General features: G+C 73.0%; 17 protein-coding genes. 15 read left to right on the forward strand and 2 right to left on the reverse strand.

Translation table 11 applies throughout. The features are described from left to right. The first annotated feature begins 224 nt into the window (after positions 1–224). From HHX30_RS13325 to HHX30_RS13350, 6 genes are read left to right on the forward strand one after another with little or no spacing between them, the layout of a single operon-like run. Complete coding sequence (locus tag HHX30_RS13325; protein WP_249350024.1) at positions 225–2,309, forward strand: molybdopterin oxidoreductase family protein; 2,085 nt, start codon at positions 225–227, stop codon at positions 2,307–2,309. Beyond that, positions 2,306–3,727, forward strand: a complete 1,422-nt coding sequence (locus tag HHX30_RS13330; protein ID WP_169982244.1) for an FAD-dependent oxidoreductase — start codon at positions 2,306–2,308, stop codon at positions 3,725–3,727. Before HHX30_RS13325 ends, HHX30_RS13330 begins: the two co-directional genes overlap by 4 nt. Next, complete coding sequence (nirB, locus tag HHX30_RS13335; RefSeq protein WP_169982245.1) at positions 3,724–6,174, forward strand: nitrite reductase large subunit NirB; 2,451 nt, start codon at positions 3,724–3,726, stop codon at positions 6,172–6,174. The genes HHX30_RS13330 and nirB overlap by 4 nt, the downstream gene beginning before the upstream one ends. After that, positions 6,174–6,530: a nitrite reductase small subunit NirD gene (gene nirD, locus HHX30_RS13340; RefSeq protein WP_169982246.1), complete on the forward strand. Its 357-nt coding sequence runs from the start codon at positions 6,174–6,176 to the stop codon at positions 6,528–6,530. Before nirB ends, nirD begins: the two co-directional genes overlap by 1 nt. Beyond that, the gene (locus HHX30_RS13345) at positions 6,527–7,690 is read left to right on the forward strand and encodes a uroporphyrinogen-III synthase (RefSeq protein ID WP_169982247.1); all 1,164 of its coding nucleotides are present in this window, start codon (positions 6,527–6,529) and stop codon (positions 7,688–7,690) included. The genes nirD and HHX30_RS13345 overlap by 4 nt, the downstream gene beginning before the upstream one ends. After that, the gene (locus HHX30_RS13350; protein WP_311922353.1) at positions 7,687–8,418 is read left to right on the forward strand and encodes a CbiX/SirB N-terminal domain-containing protein; all 732 of its coding nucleotides are present in this window, start codon (positions 7,687–7,689) and stop codon (positions 8,416–8,418) included. The genes HHX30_RS13345 and HHX30_RS13350 overlap by 4 nt, the downstream gene beginning before the upstream one ends. A gap of 53 nt (positions 8,419–8,471) precedes the next feature. On the opposite strand, the gene HHX30_RS43720 is transcribed toward HHX30_RS13350, so the two are convergent. Then, positions 8,472–8,678, reverse strand: a complete 207-nt coding sequence (locus HHX30_RS43720) for a plasmid mobilization protein (protein WP_283246764.1) — start codon at positions 8,676–8,678, stop codon at positions 8,472–8,474. A 473-nt stretch (positions 8,679–9,151) separates the two neighbouring features. Between HHX30_RS43720 and epsC the strand changes: the two genes are divergently transcribed. From epsC to HHX30_RS13400, 8 genes are all read left to right on the forward strand, one after another. Beyond that, positions 9,152–11,146, forward strand: coding sequence for a serine O-acetyltransferase EpsC (epsC, locus tag HHX30_RS13365; RefSeq protein ID WP_211591979.1), 1,995 nt, complete (start codon positions 9,152–9,154; stop codon positions 11,144–11,146). Next, complete coding sequence (locus HHX30_RS13370; protein ID WP_169982249.1) at positions 11,143–12,453, forward strand: hypothetical protein; 1,311 nt, start codon at positions 11,143–11,145, stop codon at positions 12,451–12,453. Before epsC ends, HHX30_RS13370 begins: the two co-directional genes overlap by 4 nt. Next, positions 12,450–13,742, forward strand: coding sequence for an MFS transporter (locus tag HHX30_RS13375; RefSeq protein WP_211591980.1), 1,293 nt, complete (start codon positions 12,450–12,452; stop codon positions 13,740–13,742). The genes HHX30_RS13370 and HHX30_RS13375 overlap by 4 nt, the downstream gene beginning before the upstream one ends. Then, positions 13,742–14,428, forward strand: coding sequence for a TRM11 family methyltransferase (locus HHX30_RS13380; RefSeq protein WP_169982250.1), 687 nt, complete (start codon positions 13,742–13,744; stop codon positions 14,426–14,428). Before HHX30_RS13375 ends, HHX30_RS13380 begins: the two co-directional genes overlap by 1 nt. 78 nt (positions 14,429–14,506) lie before the next feature. After that, positions 14,507–15,442 (forward strand): PLP-dependent cysteine synthase family protein, encoded by a 936-nt coding sequence (locus HHX30_RS13385; protein WP_169982251.1) that lies wholly within the window; start codon positions 14,507–14,509, stop codon positions 15,440–15,442. Positions 15,443–15,540: 98 nt separating this feature from the next. Beyond that, positions 15,541–15,939, forward strand: a complete 399-nt coding sequence (locus tag HHX30_RS13390) for an ArsR/SmtB family transcription factor (protein ID WP_396703870.1) — start codon at positions 15,541–15,543, stop codon at positions 15,937–15,939. After that, complete coding sequence (locus tag HHX30_RS13395; RefSeq protein ID WP_169982252.1) at positions 15,872–16,354, forward strand: SRPBCC family protein; 483 nt, start codon at positions 15,872–15,874, stop codon at positions 16,352–16,354. Before HHX30_RS13390 ends, HHX30_RS13395 begins: the two co-directional genes overlap by 68 nt. Then, on the forward strand, positions 16,341–16,928 hold the full coding sequence (locus HHX30_RS13400; protein ID WP_169982253.1) for a TIGR03086 family metal-binding protein: 588 nt from the start codon (positions 16,341–16,343) through the stop codon (positions 16,926–16,928). Before HHX30_RS13395 ends, HHX30_RS13400 begins: the two co-directional genes overlap by 14 nt. Before the next feature lie 58 nt (positions 16,929–16,986). Here HHX30_RS13400 and HHX30_RS13405 read toward each other — a convergent pair whose 3' ends face one another. Beyond that, positions 16,987–17,841: a PAC2 family protein gene (locus HHX30_RS13405; protein ID WP_169982254.1), complete on the reverse strand. Its 855-nt coding sequence runs from the start codon at positions 17,839–17,841 to the stop codon at positions 16,987–16,989. Positions 17,842–18,058: 217 nt separating this feature from the next. On the opposite strand from HHX30_RS13405, the gene metH reads away from it, so the two are divergent. Continuing rightward, positions 18,059–21,523, forward strand: coding sequence for a methionine synthase (gene metH, locus HHX30_RS13410; protein WP_169982255.1), 3,465 nt, complete (start codon positions 18,059–18,061; stop codon positions 21,521–21,523). Positions 21,524–21,578: the final 55 nt, after the last annotated feature.

The following is a 21,578-nucleotide window of genomic DNA, read 5'->3' on the forward strand; positions in this document are numbered from 1 at the left end:
CGGGCGCCCGAGCGGCGCCCGCCCTTTTTCCGGACCGATGCCTCACAAGCGGCGACAGCACAAGTGAGCTTTCGAGACGACGGGGTCTCTCACACGCCGCGCTCGCCCAAGTTAGCGCGGTTGGCGGCTTGTAGCACAGCGGTAACAGAAGGGACCCAGCGGTGAAACCGCCTGTAAGCACCATCGGATCCATGCCGATCTCACTACACGCTCCCGGACCTGTGATGTCACAGGCCGCCGCGGACCCGACCGTGGGCTCGGCCACGCACTGCCCCTACTGCGCGTTGCAGTGCGGCATGTACGTCTCGAAGGGGAAGATCAGCCCACGGGAGGACATCCCGGCCAATGCCGGCGGCCTGTGCCAGAAGGGCTGGACGGCAGCCGAACTGCTGACCTCGCCCGAGCGGCTCACCACTCCGCTGCTGCACGGCAGCCCGGTGAGCTGGGACGAGGCCCTCGACTACGTCGCCGCCCGGATCGAGGCCGTCAGGGCCGGACACGGGCCGGACGCCGTGGCGGTGTTCGGCGGCGGCGGGCTGACCAACGAGAAGGCCTACCAGCTCGGCAAGTTCGCCAGGGTGGCGCTGCGGACCAGCCAGATCGACTACAACGGCAGGTTCTGCATGTCGTCGGCGGCGGCCGCGGTCAACCGGGCCTTCGGCATGGACCGAGGGCTGCCGTTTCCCATCACCGACGTCGCCCGCGCGGACGCCGTCCTGTTCGCCGGGGGCAACGTCGCCGAGACCATGCCCCCCTTCGTGCGGCACCTGACCGCGATGCGGTCCGGGGGCGGCAGACTCGTCGTCGTCGACCCGCGCCTCACCCCGACCGCCAAGATGGCCGACCTGCACCTGCAGGTCACCCCGGGCACCGACCTCGCGCTGGCGCTCGGCCTGCTGCACATCGCGATCGCCGACGGGTACGCCGACCTGGACTACCTGGCCGCCCGCACGACCGGCTTCGAGGCGGTGCGCACCTCCGTGTCGGCCTGGTGGCCCGAGCGGGTGGAGCGCGTCACCGGCGTCCCGGTCGCCCGGATGCGCGAGGCCGTACGGATCCTCGGCGAGGCGGGGCGCGCGATGGTGCTGACCGGGCGGGGCGCCGAGCAGCACGCCAAGGGCACCGACACGGTCACCGCGTTCGTCAACCTGGCGCTCACCCTCGGGCTGCCGGGCCGTGCGGGCTCCGGCTACGGCTGCGTGACCGGCCAGGGCAACGGCCAGGGCGGCAGGGAGCACGGCCAGAAGGCCGACCAGCTTCCCGGCTACCGCAAGATCGACGACCCGGCGGCGCGGGCGCACGTCGCGGCCGTCTGGGGGATCGACCCCGCCGACCTGCCCGGCCCGGGCCGGTCGGCGTACGAGCTGCTGGACGCGCTCGGCACCCCGGAGGGACCGAAGGCGCTGCTGCTGTTCGGCTCCAACCCCGTCGTCTCGGCGCCGCGCGCCGGGCACGTCACGCGGCGGCTGGAGGCGCTGGACCTGCTCGTGGTCTCCGACTTCGTGCTGTCGGAGACCGCGGCCATGGCCGACGTCGTGCTGCCCACGACCCAGTGGGCCGAGGAGTCGGGCACGATGACCAACCTGGAGGGCCGGGTCCTGCTGCGCCGCCAGGCCGCCGCGCCCCCGCCGGGCGCGCGCACCGACCTGGAGATCCTGCGGGGCCTCGCCGAGCGGCTCGGCTGCGGCGAGAAGTTCCCCGCCGACCCCCGCACGGTCTTCGACGAGCTGCGCCGGGCCTCCGCCGGTGGCGTCGCCGACTACTCCGGCATCACCTACGAGCGGATCGCGGCCGAGACCGGCGTGTTCTGGCCGTGTCCCGAGACGCGGGGGGAGCCCCACCCGGGAACCCCGCGGCCCTTCCTGGACCGCTTCGCCACCCCGGACGGCCGGGCACGCATGGTGCCGGTGGACCACCGCCCGCCCGCCGAGGACGTGGACGAGGAGTTCCCGCTCTACCTGACGTCCGGGCGGGTGCTCGCCCACTACCAGTCGGGGGCGCAGACGCGCCGGATCCGCCCGCTCACACAGGCGTCGCCCGAGGTGTTCGTGGAGCTGCACCCGGACCTCGCCGAGCGGCTGGGCGTCGCCCCCGGCGACCGCGTCCGGGTGCGCAGCCGCCGCGGCGCCGCCGAGGGCGTCGCCCGGGTGAACGCCTCGATCCGGCCGGACACGCTGTTCATGCCGTTCCACTGGGAGGGCGTCAACCTGCTCACCAACCCGGCGCTCGACCCCACGTCGCGGATGCCGGAGTTCAAGGTCTGCGCCGCCGCCCTCGAACGCTGCGAAGACGGGGAGCGTGTCGCATGAGACTTGTCGTGGTGGGGAACGGGATGGCGGGCTCGCGCCTGGTCAACGAGGTCCGCGCCCGGGACAAGGACGTGAGGATCACGGTGTTCGGCGCCGAGGCCTGGCAGCCGTACAACCGGGTGCTGCTGTCGAACGTGGTGGCCGGCACGTCGAGCCCGGACCAGGTCCGGCTGCTCGACCCCCGCTGGTACGCCGAGCACGACGTGACCGCCCGTCTCGGCGTCGCGGTCACCGCGATCGACCGGGACTGCCAGACGGTGGTCGCCGCCGACGGGACGCGTGAGCCGTACGACGTGCTCGTGCTCGCCACGGGCAGCGAGGCGTTCGTCCCGCCGATCCCCGGCGTGGAGCGGGCGACGGCGTTCCGCACGCTGGACGACTGCGAGCGGATCAGGGAGGCCGCCGCGAGCGCGCGCAGCGCGGTCGTGGTCGGCGGCGGGCTGCTCGGCATCGAGGCGGCGCGCGGCCTGGCGGGGCGGGGCGTCCCGGTGACGCTGCTGCACCTGGCCGGCCACCTGATGGAGCGCCAGCTCGACGAGGAGGCCGGGCTCATCCTCCGTGAGACGCTCGGCGCGCTCGGTGTCGCCATCCGGACAGGCGTCACGGTGAGCGCGATCCACGAGCGGCACGTGGAGCTGGCCGGCGGGGAGCTCTCCGGAGGCGAGTCGATCGACGCCGACCTGGTCGTGCTCGCCTGCGGCGTACGGCCGGTCGTCGGGCTCGCCCGCGACGCGGGGCTGGAGGTCGGGCGCGGCGTCGTCGTGGACGACGAGCTGCGCACCGACGACCCGTCGATCTTCGCGATCGGGGAGTGCGCCCAGCACGCGGGTCGCGTCTACGGACTGGTCGCCCCCGGCTGGGAGCAGGCGTCGGTCGTGGCCGACCTCGTCACCGGCGCCGACAAGGGCGCGCGCTACCGCGGCTCGCGGCTGGTCACCCGGCTGAAGGCCAAGAGCGTGGAGCTCGCGGCCATGGGGGAGACCCAGCTGACCGAGGACGAGGCGGAGATCGTCCGCTTCTCCCACCGGCACAAGGGCACCTACCGCAAGCTCGTCATCCGCGACGGACGGCTGGTCGGCGCGATCCTGCTGGGCGAGACCTCCGCCGTGGGCACGCTGACCCAGCTGTTCGACCGGGGCGGGCCCCTGCCCGGCGACCGTACCGGGCTGCTGTTCCCCGACCTCGGCCTCGGCGGCGCGGCCGTGGCCGACAGCCCCACCCGGATGCCGGACTCGGCCCGGGTCTGCCAGTGCAACAACGTGACGAAGGGCCAGATCAGGGCGTGCTGGGAGTCCGGCGCGCGGGACGTGGAGGCCGTGGCCGCCGCGACGCGGGCCACCACCGGGTGCGGCGGCTGCCGCGACGCGGTGGAGGGCATCGTCGGCTGGCTGTGTGAGCAGGAGGGCGTAAGCGCATGAGACTCGTCGTAGTGGGACACGGCCCGGCGGCACACCGCCTGATCGAGACGCTGGCCGACCGCGGCTTCGACGGGACGGTCACCGTGTTCGGGGAGGAGCCCCGCCCGGCGTACGACCGGGTGGCGCTCACCTCCTACCTCAGCGGCAGGAGCGTCGAGGACCTCACCTATCCGGTGCCGGACGGCGTCACGGTCAGGACCGGCGTCCGCGTCACCGCGATCGACCGCGCGAACCGCGTCGTCACCACCGACGCCGGCGACAGCGAGCCGTACGACGCGCTGGTGCTGGCCACCGGGTCGGCGCCGTTCGTGCCGCCCGTGCCGGGCGGGGATCTGCCGGGCTGTTTCGTGTACCGGACGATCGACGACCTGGACGCCATCAGGGAGGCGTCGCGGGACGCCCGCGCGGGCGTGGTCATCGGCGGCGGGCTGCTCGGGCTGGAGGCGGCCGACGCGCTGCGCGGGCTCGGGCTCGACACGCACATCATCGAGATGAGCGGCTGGCTGATGCCCCGCCAGGTGGACGAGGGCGGCGGCTCGGTGCTGCGCGGCCACATCGAGGGGCTCGGGCTCACCATCCACACGGGCGCGGGCGTGCGCTCGATCGAGGCGGGCCCGGACGGCCGGGTCGCGTCGCTGGTGAAGCCCGGCGGCGAGGCGATCGACACGCAGGTCGTCGTCTTCTCCGCCGGCATCCGGCCGCGCGACGAGCTCGCCCGCGCCTGCGGCCTGGAGGTCGGCGAGCGCGGCGGCGTCGTGGTCGACGCGGGCATGCGCACCTCCGACGAGCACGTCTACGCCATCGGCGAGTGCGCCCTGGCGGGCGGCGTGGTCTACGGCCTCGTCGGGCCCTGCAACACCCAGGCGGAGGTGGCCGCCGAGCGCATCATGAGCGGGTCGGCCGCCTTCACCGGCGCCGACATGTCCACCAAGCTCAAGCTGCTCGGCGTGGAGGTCGCCCAGTTCGGGGCCATGTCGGGCGCGCTCGACGTCACCTACATGGACCCCGTGGGCGGCGTCTACAAGCGGCTGTTCATCAGCGACGACGCCAAGACCCTGCTCGGCGGCATCTGCGTCGGCGACGCCGGGCCGTACAACGCGCTGCGGCCGTTCGTCGGCAAGCCGCTGCCCGGCGCGCCGAGCGACCTGCTGTTCGCCGGTGCGGGCAAGGCGTCGGTCGACCTGCCCGACGACGCGCAGGTCTGCTCCTGCAACAACGTGACGAAGGGGAGGATCTGCGCGGCCATCGCCGACAAGGGCCTGACCGACGTACAGGGGATCAAGGACTGCACCCGGGCCGGCACCACCTGCGGCAGTTGCGTGCCGATGCTCAAGCAGATCCTGGTGAAGTCGGGCGTCGACGTCGGCAAGGCGCTGTGCGAGCACTTCCCGCACAGCAGGGCCGAGCTGTTCGACATCGTCAACGTCCGCGGCATCACCACGTTCTCCCAGCTCATCGCCGAGCACGGCACCGGCCGCGGCTGCGACATCTGCAAGCCGGTGGTCGCCTCGATCCTCGCCTCCCTCGGCCGCGGCCACATCCTCGACGGCGAGCAGGCCGCGCTGCAGGACACCAACGACCAGTTCCTGGCCAACATCCAGAAGAACGGCACCTACTCGGTCGTCCCGCGCATCCCGGGCGGCGAGATCACTCCCGACAAGCTCATCGTGATCGGCGAGGTGGCCCGGGACTTCGGGCTCTACACCAAGATCACCGGGGCGCAGCGCATCGACCTGCTCGGGGCCCGGGTCGAGCAGCTGCCCGCCATCTGGCGCCGGCTCGTCGACGCCGGCTTCGAGTCCGGGCACGCGTACGGCAAGGCCCTGCGGACGGTGAAGTCCTGCGTCGGGTCCACCTGGTGCCGGTACGGCGTGCAGGACTCGGTCGGCCTGGCCATCGCCCTGGAGCTGCGCTACCGGGGGCTGCGCTCGCCGCACAAGCTGAAGTCGGCCGTCTCCGGCTGCGCCCGCGAATGCGCCGAGGCCCGGTCGAAGGACTTCGGCATCATCGCCACCGAGCAGGGCTGGAACCTCTACGTGGGCGGCAACGGCGGCTTCAAGCCCCGCCACGCCGACCTGCTCGCGTCCGACCTGTCCACCGACGACCTGGTCAGGACCATCGACCGGTTCCTGATGTTCTACATCCGCACCGCCGACCGGCTGCAGCGGACCGCCGCCTGGCTGGAGAACCTGGACGGCGGGCTCGACTACCTCCGTGAGGTGGTCATGGAGGACTCGCTCGGCATCTGCGCGGAACTCGACGCGCAGATGGAGCGGCACGTGTCCACGTACGTCGACGAATGGCGCGCCACCATCGAGGACCCCGACAAGCTGCGCCGCTTCGTCAGCTTCGTGAACGCCCCCGGCGTTCCCGACCCCTCGATCTCCTTCGAGACCGAGCGCGACCAGATCAAGCCGGTGCTGATTCCCCTGGAGGTGACCCGCTGATGACCGTCCTCGACGTGACCCCGGCCCTTGCCGGCCACTGGACCCCGGTCTGCACCTACACCGACCTGCTGCCCGAGCGGGGCGCGGCGGTGCTCGTCGGCGACCGGCAGGTGGCCGTCTTCCGCGCCTTCGACGGCGCCCTGTACGCCCTGGGCAACCTCGACCCGTTCAGCGGGGCGCAGGTGATGTCCCGGGGCATCGTCGGCACCAGGAACGGCGAGCCGACCGTGGCCTCGCCGATGCACAAGCAGGTGTTCTCGCTGGTCACCGGCGCGTGCGTGGACGACCCCGGCGTCGCCGTACCGACCTATCCCATCCGAGTGACGGACGGAACCGTGGAGGTGAGCGTGGTATGACCGCGCTGCTGGAGGAGGTCCCGATGACCCTTGAGACCGCGCCCGACGCCCTGGCCGGGTTCACGATCGGGGTGACGGCGACCCGCCGCAGCGAGGAGCTGGCCGCGCTCCTCGAGCGGCGGGGCGCCCGGGTCGTGCGGGCGCCCGCGATCCGCATCGTGCCGCTCGCGGAGGACGCCGGGCTGCTCGCCGCGACCCGGGCGTGCCTGGAGGCGCCCGTCGACGACGTGGTCATCACCACGGGCGTCGGCTTCCGGGGGTGGATGGCGGCGGCCGAGGGCTGGGGCCTGTCCGCCGACCTCAACGCCCACCTCGGGAACGCGCGGCTGCTCGCACGCGGCCCCAAGGCGCGGGGGGCAGTGCGGGCCGCCGGCCTGGTGGACTTCTGGACCCCGGCCACCGAGTCGTGCGAGGAGGTCAAGGAGTACCTGCTCGCCCAGGACCTGCACGGCCGCCGCATCGCGGTGCAGCTGCACGGCGAGCCGCTGGACGGCTTCGTCGCGTCGCTGCGGGCGGCGGGCGCCGAGGTGATCGAGGTGCCGGTCTACCGGTGGCTGCCCTACCGCGACACCTCGCCGCTGCGCCGCCTGATCAGCCAGGTGATCACCGGCTCGGTGGACGCGGTGGCCTTCACCAGCGCTCCCGCGGTGCTCGCGATGCTGGGCGCCGCCCGCGCCGACGGGCTGGAGGAGGCCCTGCTGGCGGCGTTCGACGCCCGCGTGGTGGCCGCCTGCGTCGGCCCGGTCACGGCCGGGCCGCTGACCCAGCGGGGCGTGCGGGCCGTCCAGCCCGACCGGGCCCGCCTCGGCGCGCTCGCCCGGACTCTCGCCCGCCACCTGCCGGAAAGCGGCGTCACGCGGCTCGTCGCGGGCGGACACGACCTGGAGATCCGCGGCCACGCGGTGGTGGTCGACGGTGAGCTCAAGCCGCTGCCGCCCGCCCCGATGGCCGTGCTCAAGCGGCTCGCCGAGCGCCCCGGGCACGTCGTGAACCGGGCCGACCTGCGGGTCGTGCTGCCCGGCGGCCCCTCACGCGACTCGGCCGAGCACGCGGTCGAGATGGCCATCACCCGCCTGCGCCGGGCGCTCGGCCCCGCGGGCATCGTCGAGACCGTCGTCAAGCGCGGCTACCGCCTCGCCTGCGGCCGGGACGAGCGGTGACCCCGACCCTGGTGATGGCGGCGCACGGCGCCCGCAGCGGCCACTGGGAGTCGGTCATGGACTCCCTGGCGGCCCGGGTGCGCCGGGCCAGGCCCGCCGCACGGGTCGAACTCGGGTTCCTGGAGATCAGCGCGCCGCTGCTGGCCGACGTGCTGTCGCGGGTGCCGGGACCGGTCGTGGTGGTCCCCATGCTGCTCGCCGGGGGGTACCACGCGCACATCGACCTGCCTGCCGTCGTCGCCCGCACCCGGCCCGACGCGGTCGTCGCCGGGCAGCTCGGGCCGCACCGGCTGCTGACCTCGGTGCTGGCACGGCGCCTGGCCGCGGCGGGCCTGCGGCCCTGTGACACCGTGATCCTGGGCGCGGCCGGCTCGTCCGACCCCGCCGCGCTGGACGACGTCCGCGCCGCCGCCCGGCTGCTGTCCGTACGGCTCTCGCGTCCCGTCGCCGCCGCGTTCGCCTCGGCCGGGACGCCCACGGTCGCCGAGGCGCTGGAGCGCGCCAGGGCCGGCCTCGCTCCGCGCGTCGCCGTCGCCTCCTACCTGCTCGCGCCCGGCTTCTTCCACGACCGGCTGCTGACGAGCGGCGCGGACCTGGTCAGCGCGCCCCTCGGCGTGGACGACGACCTGGCCGCCCTCGTCTGGGCCCGCTTCGACGAGGCCCTCGCCCGGCCCGGCACTGCCGTTCCGCCCGCCCCCGCGTCGCACGCCGCCGGCACGCGTCGCTGAGCGGGCTCCGGCCGAGCCTTCCGTACGCCGGCTGCGCCGAGGGCGAGAGCCGGTCAGGCGGCGTGGTCGCGGAGGTACTGGGCGAAGGCCTCCCTGGCCAGTTGAGACACGGTCTTGCCCTCCCGTTCGGCCAGTGCCCTGGCGGCCGCCTTCTCCTCCGGACTCAGGCGGAACGTCACCTGCGGCGATCGCCTGCCCGGTGCCGTGAGAGAGGGACGGCCCCCCCGTCCGCCGGACGTGCTCCACCGCGGCCTCGACATAGGCCTCGTCGGTTGCCGACGGTTCGCGACTCGGCCTGAGGCGATTGGGGTTCGTCGTGCGAGCCCGGCTCTCTCGCCTTTCGCCGCGTTTGCCGCGACGTCATCCGCGTTCGGCGACCTCGGCCTGATCGCCGACGCGGTGACGGGCCGGTAGTCGTGCACCGGCCCGAGGAAATGGGCCTGCCCTTGCGGCTTTCGTGTCAGGGATCCTCGTTACCGTTTCGAATGCGCCGCACATCGCCGGCGGATCCGGGTCGTGACCTTGCCGAGGCCGGGTTGTTGGTCGTAGTCGTAGGGGTTGACCTGCATGTTCCGGTTCCCTCAGGCTTACCGATAACCGAGGAAAAAGGGTCCGTAATTCAGTGTCCCGGGAATGGTCGCGGAGAAGTCCGGGCCATGTGGCGGGTCCGCCATTCGTGAATCCGGGTTTTCAGCCAGATGGTTCATTCGCCGAGAAATGCGAGGAGGCGAAGATGCCGCATGCCGATTTCAGGAGTCCTCCGCCGCCGTCCGACCGTGACCGGCCGGAGAGACTGCTGCGTCTCCTGGCCGAGGACCTGCGGACGATCGTCGAGCGGGACCCGTCCGTCCGCGACCGGAAGGAGGCGTTGCTGCACCCGGTGCTACCGGCGCTGTGGCTGCACCGGGTCGCCCACCGGCTGCACCGGCGCGGACGACGGCTGCCGGCCCGGCTGCTGATGCTCCTGGCGCGCGCCGTCACCGGGGTGGAGATCCACCCGGGCGCGGTGCTCGGGCGCAGGGTCTTCGTCGACCACGGCGCGGCCGTGGTGATCGGGGAGACCGCGGTCGTGGGCGACGACGTGACCGTCTACCACCAGGTGACGCTGGGGGCGGTCGGCTGGTGGCGCGACAACCGGCGCGCGGACGGGGAACGCCGGCACCCGGCGATCGGAGCCCGCGTGGTGCTGGGCGTCGGCGCGACCGTCCTCGGCCCGGTGCGCGTGGGCGACGACGCCGTCATCGGTGCGCGGGCGCTCGTCCTCCACGACGTGCCCGCCGGCGCGCGTGCCCTCGCTCCCATGTCACCGGCGTCACCCCTGTCACCGCTGTCACCGCGTCACCGCGGCAGGTCGTCCCGTACGGCCCGCGCCCCCCTGTCCAGGCCCCCCGACGAAAGGAGTGGATCGATGAATCCGGACAGCACGGTCCTGATAGTCGGCGCCACCGACGAAACCGTGCGCAAAGCCAAGGAGCTGGGCCTGACCGTCCTGCTGCTCCAGCATCCGACCAAGGTCAGCCCCGAGCAGGAGGAGCTCGCCGACGTCCTGCGCGTCCTGGACTACACCGACTGGGCGGCCGTCGAGCCCGTCGCCCGGCAGCTGTGGCAGGAGCCAGGGTTCCGCGTCGCGCTGTCCATCACCGAGCCCGGACTGGAGAACGCGGGGCGGATCAACGACCTGTTCGGCCTGGGCGGCACCGGCTACGAGGTCACCAGGAGGTTCCGCGACAAACTCGCCATGCGCCGCCACCTCGCGTCGGTGCCGGGCGCCGAGCTCGACCCGTCCGCGCTGGCCGCCGCGCCGCTCCTGCGGCGCGAGGACCTGGGCTCCTTCGCCGCCGCCCACGGCTACCCGTTCATCGTCAAGCCGACCGACGCGACCGCGAGCATCGGCGTCTTCCGGATCGGGGGGCCGGAGGACGCCGAGCGGGTGTGGGCCACGGTGGAAGGGCTGCGCGGCACCCGGACCGACCGCGTCTCGACCATGTACCTCCTGCGGGACTTCCTCATGGAGGAGTACGCCGAAGGGCCGGAGTTCAGCGTCGAGGCGTTCAGCTTCGCGGGCCGGCACGTCGTGGTGGCGATCACCGAGAAGTTCGTGCACGCCGACCGGTTCGCGGAGCTCGGCCACGCCGTGCCCGCCCGGCTGGACGAGCCGGTGGGGGAGCGGATCCGCGCGAGCGTGTCCCGTTTCCTGGACCTGATCGGCCTCAGGGACGGCGTCACGCACACGGAGCTGCGGCTCGGCCCGCGCGGTCCAGTGATCATCGAGAGCCACAACCGCGTCGCCGGCGACATGATCCCGGAGCTCGTGCGCGGCGCGTACGGCATCGACCTGGTCGAGTACGCGCTGGGCTGGCCGTTCGGGCTGGTCCCCGAGCTGCCCGACCGGCCGCAGGCGCACATGGGGGCCAGCGTGCGCTCCCTGGTGAGCGAGCCGGGGCGGGTCGAGTCGGTGGAGGGCGTCGCCGACGCCGCGGCGCGGGACGGCGTGCTGGACGTGCGCGTCACCGCCAAGCCGGGCGACACCGTGCACGCGTTGCGCGACAACTGGGACCGGCTCGGCCTGGTGGCGGTGACCGGCCCCGACACGGCCGCGGCGATCCGCCGCGGCGCGGAGGTCGCCGCGGACGCCATCCGGATCCGGGTGGCGGGCGAGAACGGGCGGACCTGGCTCGCGCAGGTGGCCGAGGCCCCGGCGCCGGCGTTCGCGGAGGCTCTGGCATGAGTGTCGTCATCGTGCACCGCAACCCGCTGGAGCCGTTCCCGTACGACCGCTGGCTGCGCGACTACGAGGGCCCCGTGGTGATCCTCGCCGCCCGCGACAGGTTCGAGCCGTTCGGCGAGCGGGTGCCGGAGGGCGACCTCGGCTACACCCGCCTGGAGCTCTTCGACCACGACGACCAGGTGGCCGGGCGGGTCGCCCGCCTCGCCGCCGAGTACGGCGCCACGCACCTGATCGGGGAGCACGAGGCCGACGTGCTGCGCGTGGCCGCCCTGCGCGAGGAACTCGGGCTGCCCGGCCCCCGGGCCGCCGACGTGCTGCCGTTCCGCGACAAGGCCCTGATGAAGGAGCACGCCGCGCGGGCCGGCGTCGAGGTCGCGCCGCACACCGTGCCGGGGAGCGTGGCGGACGTGCTGGCCTTCGCCGACCTCCACGGATTCCCCCTCGTGGTCAAGAACAGGGCCGGCTTCAACTCCGTCGGCCTGCGCATCCTGCGCGACCGGGACGCGCTGACGGCCTTCCTCGCCGAGACGTACGGCTCGCAGCGGGACGAGCGGCGGGACGAGCAGGGCAACCTGCGGGGGGCCGAGCAGCGGGACGACCTGCTGCTGGAGGCGTACGTGCCCGGCCGCATGTGCCACGTCGACGGGCTGGTGGTCGACGGTGAGGTCGTGCTGGCCTGGCCGTCCCAGTACCAGTACGAGCTCGCGTCGTTCGGCACCGACCCCGGCTCCCGGGTCGACTTGGCGCTCGACCCCGGCGACCCGCTCACCGGCCGCCTGCTGGAGCTGACCGGGCGGACGCTCGCGGCGCTGCGGCGGCCCGGCGGCCGGCTGCGCGACCACGCCTTCCACGCGGAGATCTTCCACACGCCCGACGACCGGCTGGTGCTGTGCGAGATAGCCTGCCGCTCCGGCGGCGGGAAGATCCGCGAGGTCTTCCACACCCTGTTCGGTGTCAACCTCGCCGAATGCTCCATCCGCGCCCAGCTCGGCCTGCCGCTGCCCGACGTGGAGCGGGTCGTACGTCCCGGGCGGCGGCCGGAGCCGGCGCGAATGGCGGGGCAGGTGCTCATGATGAAGCGGCCGGGACTGATCCACGCGCTGCCCGACGCGCCGCGGGAGCCCTGGGTGGAGCACTTCTGGCTCTACGCCGAGGCGGGCCAGGTGGTGCCGCCCGCCTCGGGCTCGGCCGACTTCCTGACCGTGGCGATCGCCTCGGCCCCCACCCGAGCGGAGTGCGAGCGCAGGCTGCGCTCGCTCGGCGCGCGGCTGGAGGAGCAGGTGCGGATCGGGGCGGTGCCGTCGTGACCCGCCCGTCGACGCGGACGCGGTACATGGCCGGGATGGTGGTCGACGCCACCGGCAGCGGCATGTACCTGCCCCTGTCCCTGCTGTTCTTCCACCACGTCACCGGGCTGCCGATCGAGCGGGTCGGGGTGATCATGACCGCGGCGGCGCTGTTCAGCCTGGTCGGCAACCCCGTCGCGGGCGTGCTCGTCGACCGCTTCGGCGCGCGGGCCGTCGTGGTGGGCGGCTACCTGGTGCGCGCCGTGGGGTTCGCCGCCTACCCGCTGGTGGACTCGCCGCTGACGATGTTCCTCGCGGTGGCGCTGGTGGCGCTCGGCGACGGCTCCTACCCGCCGTCGATCCAGTCGTTCGTCGCCGCGATCGCGCGGGGCGCCGATCGCGACAGGCTCCTCGCCGCCCAGCGCAGCCTGCGCAACGCCGGCCTCGGCGCGGGCGGCCTGATCGCGGGCGCCGCGCTCGGCCTGGGCAGCGACGCCGCCTACCGGGTGATCGTCCTCGTCAGCGCGGCCGCGTTCGCCGGCGCGGCGCTGATCCTCCGCACGATCCCGGTCCCCGGCGGACGGGCCCGTACGGCAGGGCGGGCGGCGACGGCGCGGCGGGGCGGGGGATACCGGCTCGTCCTGCGCGACCGGACGTTCCTCGCGCTGACCCTGCAGAACGTGCCGACCGCCTTCGGCTACATGGTGTTGTCGGTGGCGCTGCCCGTCTACGTCACCCAGGAACTGGACGTCCCCACGTCGCTGGTCGGCGTGCTGTACGCCGTCAACACCGTCGGCATCGCGCTGCTGCAGATCCCGGTGACGCGGCGGCTGATCCGATATCGGCGCACTCGCACGGTCGCGGCCGGCGCCGCCACGTTCGGGGTGTCGTTCGCGGCGTTCGCCCTGCTGGCCGGGGTGCCCGCGCGGCCGGTCGCCCTGGCCGGGGTCTTCGCCGCGACGGCGCTGTTCACCCTGGGGGAGATGCTGCACGGCGCGCCGCTGTCCGCGCTCGTGTCCAGCGCGGCCCCCGAGGAGACCCACGGCAGATACATGGCGGTCTACCAGTTCTCCTGGGCGATCCCGATCACGCTGGCTCCGGCCGTGCTGACCGCGCTGCTGGGCGTGTCGCCGGCCTCCATGTGGCTGCTGCTCGCGGGAGGCGTCGCCTGCTCGGCCCTCACCGTGCTCCGCCTGGAGTCCCGGCTGCCCGCCCGGGCCGTCCACCCGCGGATATCCGAGGACCCGGAAGAGACACAACCGGAAGACCGTCGCGCCGCGACGGCGACACAGAAGGCTGGTGTGGAGTGATGGGCAGATCGAGCTGGCACGTGCTGCAGGGAGAGGACCCCGCGTACGCGCTGCCGGAGGCCGCGGGCCAGTGCGGCTGGGTGAGCCAGTTGCGGCCGTTGATCGTCGAGATGACCGAGCCGGGCGACGTGGTGCTCGACCCCTTCGCCGGCTGGGGGACCACGCTGGTGGCGTGCGCGGTCGAGTCCCGGAAGGGCATCGGCTTCGAGGTCTCGCCCGACCGCGCGGAGCAGGCCCGAAGGCGCCTGGAGGCGTATCCCGGCCAGACGATGCTGTGCGCCGACGCCCGCACCCCGCCCCTGCCGGAGGAGTCGGTGGACTTCGTCCTGGCGGATCTGCCCTACTTCGGGACGAATCTGGACACCGACTCCGGCGTGGAGGGCCAGTTCTACGCGCTGCGGGACTATGAGGAGTACCTGGACGCGCTCGACGACGCCTTCGCCGCGGTGACGAGGGTCATGCGGCCGGGCGCGCGTGCGGTGCTGGCCGTGCAGAACCGCCGGCTGGGCGGCAGGTTCGTGCCGCTGGCCTGGGACGTCGCCCGGGTGCTCGGCCGGCATCTGACCCTCGGGGACGAGCGGATCCACTGCTACGACCGGCCGGTCAGCGACGACGACCCGATGGTGACCAACCGTTCGCACGAATACCTGCTGGTGGCCGCGAAGGAACCGCGCCACGCCGGATGACCGCCTCAATCACGACCCCACGGCCGGCTCCCGCGGGCCCCGCGGCGCCGGGGAGCCGGCCCCGTGCAAGGAGTACCCATGATCCCCCTCATCCGCGGCGACATAGCGACCAGGATCGACGACCTCATCGGCAACACCCCCCTGCTCCGTCTCGCCCTCGACGGCCTGCCCCCGGACGCCACCGTGCTCGCCAAACTGGAGGCGGCCAACCCGCTGTCGAGCGTCAAGGACCGGGTGGCGCTGCGCATGATCGAGGAGGCCGAGGCGTCCGGGGCGCTGACCCCCGGCGCGACCGTGATCGAGTCCACCTCGGGCAACACCGGCATCGCCCTGGCGGCGCTCGCGGTGGGCCGGGGACATCCGTGCATCGTGGTGATGCCGGACAACGCGTCGAAGGAACGCGCGCTGACCCTGCGCATGCTGGGCGCCCGGGTCGAGTTCACCGACCACGTCCTTGGCTTCCAGGGCTGCGTCGACCGGGCGACCGAACTGCACGCCGCCGTCCCCGGGTCCTGGTACGCCCGGCAGCACGAGAACCCCGCCAACGTCATGGCCCACTACACGACCACGGGACCGGAGATCTGGGCCGCCACCGGCGGCGAGGTCGACGTGCTGGTGTGCGGGGTCGGGACCGGCGGCACGCTCACCGGAACGGCCCGCTACCTGCGCGAGCGCAACCCCCGGCTGCGCGTCGTCGCGGTGGAGCCGGAGGGCTCCCCCCTGCTGTCCGGAGGCGCCCCGGGGCCGCACCGCATCCCCGGCCTCAACGGCGGCTTCATCAGTCCCGTCACCGACGTCACCCTCATCGACGACGTGATCACCGTGCCGGACGACGAGGCGGCCCGCATGACCCGCCTCATCGCGGCCACCACCGGGCTGCTGGTCGGGGTCTCCTCGGGCGCGGCGGCGTACGGCTGCGCGGACCTCGCGCGCCGCCGGGACCTGTCCGGGCAGACCATCGTGACGATCTTCCCCGACACCGGTGAGCGCTACCTCAGCTGGTGGCCGGCCTGACCCGGCGTACGGCATGAGCAGCGCTTTCAACCGCAGGGTTGACGAAGGGAGGAGGCGCGGCGTACGGTCCTTTAAACCATCGGGTTGAAACTGAGGGGGTGTTGGCCACGGACGCGCTGTCCCGCGTCTTCGCGGCCCTCGCGGATCCGACCCGGCGCGACATGGTCGCCCGGCTCTCGGAGGGCGACGCGACCGTGAGCCGGCTGGCCGAGCCGTACCGGATGACGCTGCAGGCCGTCTACAAGCACCTGCGGGTGCTCGAGGAGGCCGGGCTCGTCAGCCGGCCGCGAGGGCCGCAGCCCCGGCCGGTACGCCTGGAGATCGGGGCCCTCGACCTGATGGACACCTGGATCGAGCGGCACCGGGACCGCGTCGAGCAGCGCTACCGCCGCCTCGACGCCGTCCTGGCGGAAATGGGGAGAGACGAGCATGAAGAGGAACACGGAGACGGCCGTCGAGGCCGACCCGAGGCTGCCGGTCATCCGGATGAGCCGTGACTTCGCGGCGACGCCGGAGCAGCTGCTGCGCGCCCACACGGATCCCGCGCTGTTCGTCCGGTGGGTGGGTCCCGACGCCACGGTCAGCCGGATCGAGCACTGGGACGCGCGTACCGGCGGCAGCTGGCGGTACGTCTCGGTGCACGACGGCACGGAATACGGGTTCCACGGCTGCTTCCACGATGTTCGGCCGGACCGTATCGTGCAGACCTTCACGTTCGAGGGCGATCCCGACGCGGTCGCGCTGGAGACGTTGTGGTTCGAGGACCTGGGCGACGGCCGGACGCGGCTGCGGACGCAGTCGCTGGTCGACAGCTTCGACAGCCGCGACGCGTGGCTGCGCAGCGGTATGGAGACCGGTGTCGACGAGGGTTACGCGAAGCTCGACCGGATGCTCGCCGATGGCGCTGTCTGACCGCCCGGCCGAGCGGCACCGTCAGGTCGCCGGGCTGTTCACCGACCGGGTCCGCGGCACCCGGCGCTGGGACGCGCCGGCCCCGGTGGCCGGCTGGACCGCCCGCGACGTCGTGCGTCACCTGACCGAATGGCTCCCCGGATTTCTCGCCTCCGGCGCCGGCGTCGAACTGCCGGTGCCGATCCGCTCTCGCGCGCCGTCCGCGGACGAGGACCCGGTCGCCGCGTGGCAGGTTCACTGCGACGGTGTGCAGGCGGTGCTCGACGATCCGGAGACGGCGCACCGGGAGCTCGCCGACCCGCATGTCGGCAGGCTGCCGCTGGAGACGGCGATCGACCGGTTCTACACCGCCGACGTGTTCATGCACACCTGGGATCTGGCCAGGGCCACCGGCCAGGACGACCGGCTGGACGAGGGGTTCTGCGCTCGGCTCCTCGCCGAGATGGAGCCGATGGAGCGGGTGATCCGCTCCTCGGGCCAGTTCGGCGCCCGGGTCGAGGTGCCCGGCGGCGCCGACGCCCAGACCAGACTGCTGGGTTTCATCGGCCGGGACCCGTTCTGGCCGGGGCGGTGAGCAGGACGCTGCCCGGCCCGGCCGGCTCCGGCGCCGGCCCGGACGCCGTCTCGCCGGGTCAGCGGTCGGTGCCGCGGTCGCGGCGGCGCAGGTAGCGCTCGAACTCCGCCGCGATGGCGTCGCCGCTGGCCTCGGGCAGCTCGGCGGCGTCCTTGCGCTCCTCCAGCTCACGCACGTACTCGGCGACCTCGCTGTCCTGGGCCGCCAGCTCGTCCACGCCGTGCTCCCAGGCCCGGGCCTCCTCGGCCAGGTCGCCGTACGGCATCGGGATGTCGAGCATGTCCTCGATGCGGCGCAGCAACGCCAGGGTGGCCTTGGGGTTGGGCGGCTGGGCGACGTAGTGCGGCACCGACGCCCACAGGGACACCGTACGCAGCCCGGCGGTGCCCAGGGTGTGCTGCAGCACGCCCACGATGCCCGTCGGGCCCTCGTACTTGGTCAGCTCCAGGTTGAGCGCGCGAGCCATGCCGGGGTCGCTGACCGAGCCGGTGATCGGCACGGGCCGCGTGTGCGGCGAGTCGTTGAGCAGCGCGCCGAGCAGGATGGCCAGCTCGATGCCGAGGTCGTGGCAGAGCCCGACGATCTCGGCGCAGAACGACCGCCACCGCATGTTGGGCTCGATGCCGCGCAGCAGCACCACGTCGCGCTTGGCGCCCTGCGGGCGGGCCAGCAGCAGCCGGGTCGTCGGCCAGACGATCGAGCGGGTCAGGCCGTCGCCGAGCTCGACCACCGGCCGGGTCACCTGGAAGTCGTAGTAGTCCTCCGGGTCAAGCTCGACCAGCGGGGTGGCCTTCCACTCGGACTCGAGGTGTGCGAGCACGCCGCTGGACGCCTCGCCGGCGTCGTTCCATCCCTCGAACGCGGCGATCAGCACCGGGTCGACGAGCTCGGGGAGCCCTTCGAACTCGATCACGCGCCGCCTCCTCACTGGCCTTGTGCAGTATGGCTCAGTCCAAGACTATTCGGTGAGGGGCCCCGTACGTCACCTCCGCCGGGCACCGGCCCGTCGCGCTCCCCTGACCTGCGGCGCCGTTCCGGCGACAGGGAATCGGACGCCCCTTACCCGGCCGGTATTCCCGTTTCGCGCGCACGATCCGTGTTCCGTCCGGCGGGGCCGATAGGCTTGCCCCATGACCAGCAGACCGTCGTTCCGAGAAGTGCTGTCCGAGCGAGTTCTGATCGCCGACGGAGCGATGGGGACGATGCTGCAGTCCTACGACCCCACCCTTGACGACTTCCAGGGCCACGAGGGCTGCAACGACGTGCTCAACGTGAGCCGGCCCGACATCGTGCGGGCGGTGCACGACGCGTACCTGGAGGTGGGCGTCGACTGCGTCGAGACCAACACCTTCAACGCCAACCGGGCGGCCCTGGGCGAGTACGGCATCGAGGACCGCATCTTCGAGCTGTCCGAGGCCGGCGCGCGGCTGGCCAGGGAGCGGGCCGACCACTGGTCGACGCCGGACAGGCCCCGCTTCGTCCTCGGCTCGATGGGCCCCGGCACGAAGCTTCCCACGCTCGGCCACCTGCCGTACGAGACGCTGCGCGACGCCTACCGGGACAACGCCGCCGGCCTGGTCGCGGGCGGGGCGGACGCCCTGATCATCGAGACCTGCCAGGACCTGCTGCAGGTGCGGGCGGCGGTCGTCGGCGCGAAGCGGGCGGTCGAGGCCTCCGGGCGGGACGTGCCGATCATCGCGCAGGTCACCATCGAGACCAACGGCGCGATGCTGCTCGGCTCCGAGATCGGCGCCGCACTGACCGCGATCGAGCCGCTCGGCGTCGACCTGATCGGTCTCAACTGCGCCACCGGTCCCACCGAGATGAGCGAGCACCTGCGCTATCTGGCCCGGCACTCGCGCATCCCCATCTCCTGCATGCCGAACGCCGGTCTGCCGCAGCTCACGGCCGACGGCGCGTACTACCCGCTGAGCCCGGAGGAGCTGGCGGACGCGCACGAGGCGTTCACCCGCGACTACGGGCTCGCGCTGGTGGGCGGCTGCTGCGGCACCACCCCCGAGCACCTGCGCCAGGTGGTCGAGCGGGTGGGCGGCCGCGCCCGCGGCGAGCGGCGGCCCCGCCCGGAGGCGGGCGCGGCGTCGCTCTACCAGCACGTGCCGTTCCGGCAGGACACCTCCTACCTCGCCATCGGCGAGCGGACCAACGCCAACGGCTCCAAGGCGTTCCGCGAGGCGATGCTGGCCGGCGACTACGAGGAGTGCGTGGAGATCGCCCGGGCGCAGGCCCGCGACGGCGCGCACATGCTCGACCTGTGCGTCGACTACGTCGGCCGCGACGGCGTGACCGACATGAAGGAGCTGGCCTTCCGCTTCGCCACCGCCTCGACGCTGCCGATCGTGATCGACTCCACCGAGCCGCCCGTACTGGAGGCCGGGCTGGAGATGCTCGGCGGCCGGGCCGTGGTCAACTCGGTGAACTACGAGGACGGCGACGGCCCGGACTCGCGCTACCAGAAGATCATGCGCCTGGTGAAGGAGCACGGCGCGGCCGTGGTCGCGCTGACCATCGACGAGGAGGGCCAGGCCCGCACCGCCGAGGGGAAGGTGCGGATCGCCACCCGTCTCGTCGAGGACCTGGTGAACACCTGGGGCATGCGGGTCGAGGACATCATCGTCGACTGCCTGACGTTCCCCATCGCCACCGGCCAGGAGGAGACCCGGCGCGACGGCCTGGAGACGATCGAGGCGATCCGCGAGCTCAAGCGCCGCTACCCGGGCGTGCAGACCACGCTGGGCGTCTCCAACGTGTCGTTCGGCCTCAACCCGGCCGCCCGCATGGTGCTGAACAGCGTCTTCCTCAACGAGTGCGTCAACGCGGGGCTCGACTCCGCGATCGTGCACGCCTCCAAGATCCTGCCGATGAACCGGATCCCGGACGAGCAGCGGCAGGTCGCGCTCGACCTGGTGTACGACCGCAGGCGCGAGGGCTACGACCCGCTGCAGCGGTTCATGGAGCTGTTCGAGGGCGTGGACGCGGCGTCCATGAAGGCCGGCAAGGCGGCCGAGCTGGCCGGGCTGCCGCTGTGGGAGCGGCTCAAGCGGCGCATCATCGACGGCGAGCGCAAGGGCCTGGAGGCCGACCTCGACGAGGCCCTGGCCCAGCGGCCGGCCCTGGAGATCATCAACGACGTGCTGCTCGACGGCATGAAGGTCGTCGGCGACCTGTTCGGCTCCGGCGAGATGCAACTGCCCTTCGTGCTGCAGTCGGCCGAGGTGATGAAGACGGCCGTCGCCTACCTCGAACCGCACATGGAGAAGGTCGAGGGCAGCAGCAAGGGCCGCATCGTGCTGGCCACGGTCAAGGGCGACGTCCACGACATCGGCAAGAACCTCGTGGACATCATCCTGTCCAACAACGGCTACGACGTGGTGAACCTCGGCATCAAGCAGCCGGTGTCGGCGATCCTCGAGGCCGCCGAGGAGCACCGCGCCGACGTGGTCGGCATGTCCGGGCTCCTGGTCAAGTCCACGGTGGTCATGAAGGAGAACCTCGAGGAGATGAACTCCCGGGGGATCGCGGACAAGTATCCCGTGCTGCTCGGCGGCGCCGCCCTGACCAGGGCGTACGTCGAGCAGGACCTGGCCGACCTGTACCGGGGCGAGGTCCGCTACGCGCGTGACGCGTTCGAGGGCCTGCGCCTCATGGACGCCTTCATGGCGGTCAAGCGCGGCGTGGACGGCGCGACGCTGCCGCCGCTGCGCGCGCGGCGGGTGAAGACCGGGGCGGTGCTCACGCGGACCGCCGAGGAGGACCTGCCGGCCCGCTCCGACGTCGCGGCGGACAACCCGGTGCCCACCCCGCCGTTCGTCGGCGACCGGGTGGTGAAGGGCGTCCCGCTGGCCGACTACGCCGCCTTCCTGGACGAGCGGGCGACGTTCATGGGCCAGTGGGGCCTCAAGGCCGCCCGGGGCGGCGACGGGCCGTCGTACGAGGAGCTGGTCGAGACCGAGGGCAGGCCCCGGCTGCGCATGTGGCTGGAGCGGCTGCAGACGGAGAACCTGCTGGAGGCGGCGGTGGCCTACGGCTACTTCCGCTGCGTCAGCGAGGGCGACAGCCTGATCATCCTCGACGACGACGGGAAGGAGCGGACCCGCTTCACCTTCCCGCGCCAGCGGCGCGACCGGCACCTGTGCCTGGCCGACTTCTTCCGCTCCCGCGAGTCGGGCGAGACCGACGTCGTCGCCTTCCAGGTCGTCACGATGGGCAACCGGATCAGCGAGGCCACGGCCGAGCTGTTCGCGAAGGACGCCTACCGCGAATACCTGGAGCTCCATGGCCTGTCTGTGCAGCTCACCGAGGCGCTGGCCGAGTACTGGCACGCGCGGGTGCGGTCGGAGCTGGGCATCGGCGGCGACGAGTCGCTGGCCGACATGCTCAAGGTGAACATCGCCGGCTGCCGCTACTCCTTCGGCTACCCGGCCTGCCCCAACCTGGAGGACCAGGTGCAGGTCATGGAGCTGCTCGACCCGTCGCGCATCGGCGTGACGCTGTCGGAGGAGTTCCAGCTGCACCCCGAGCAGGCCACGTCGGCCCTGGTCGTCCACCACCCCGAGGCGAAGTACTTCAACGTCTGACCGGCCGCGCCGGCGTTCACGGGCGCCCCTTACCATATTGGTCCCCCCCTGATCG

The sequence above is a fragment of the Microbispora sp. H10836 genome, assembly GCF_012999525.1.
In the GTDB taxonomy this organism is placed as follows: Bacteria; Actinomycetota; Actinomycetes; order Streptosporangiales; family Streptosporangiaceae; genus Microbispora.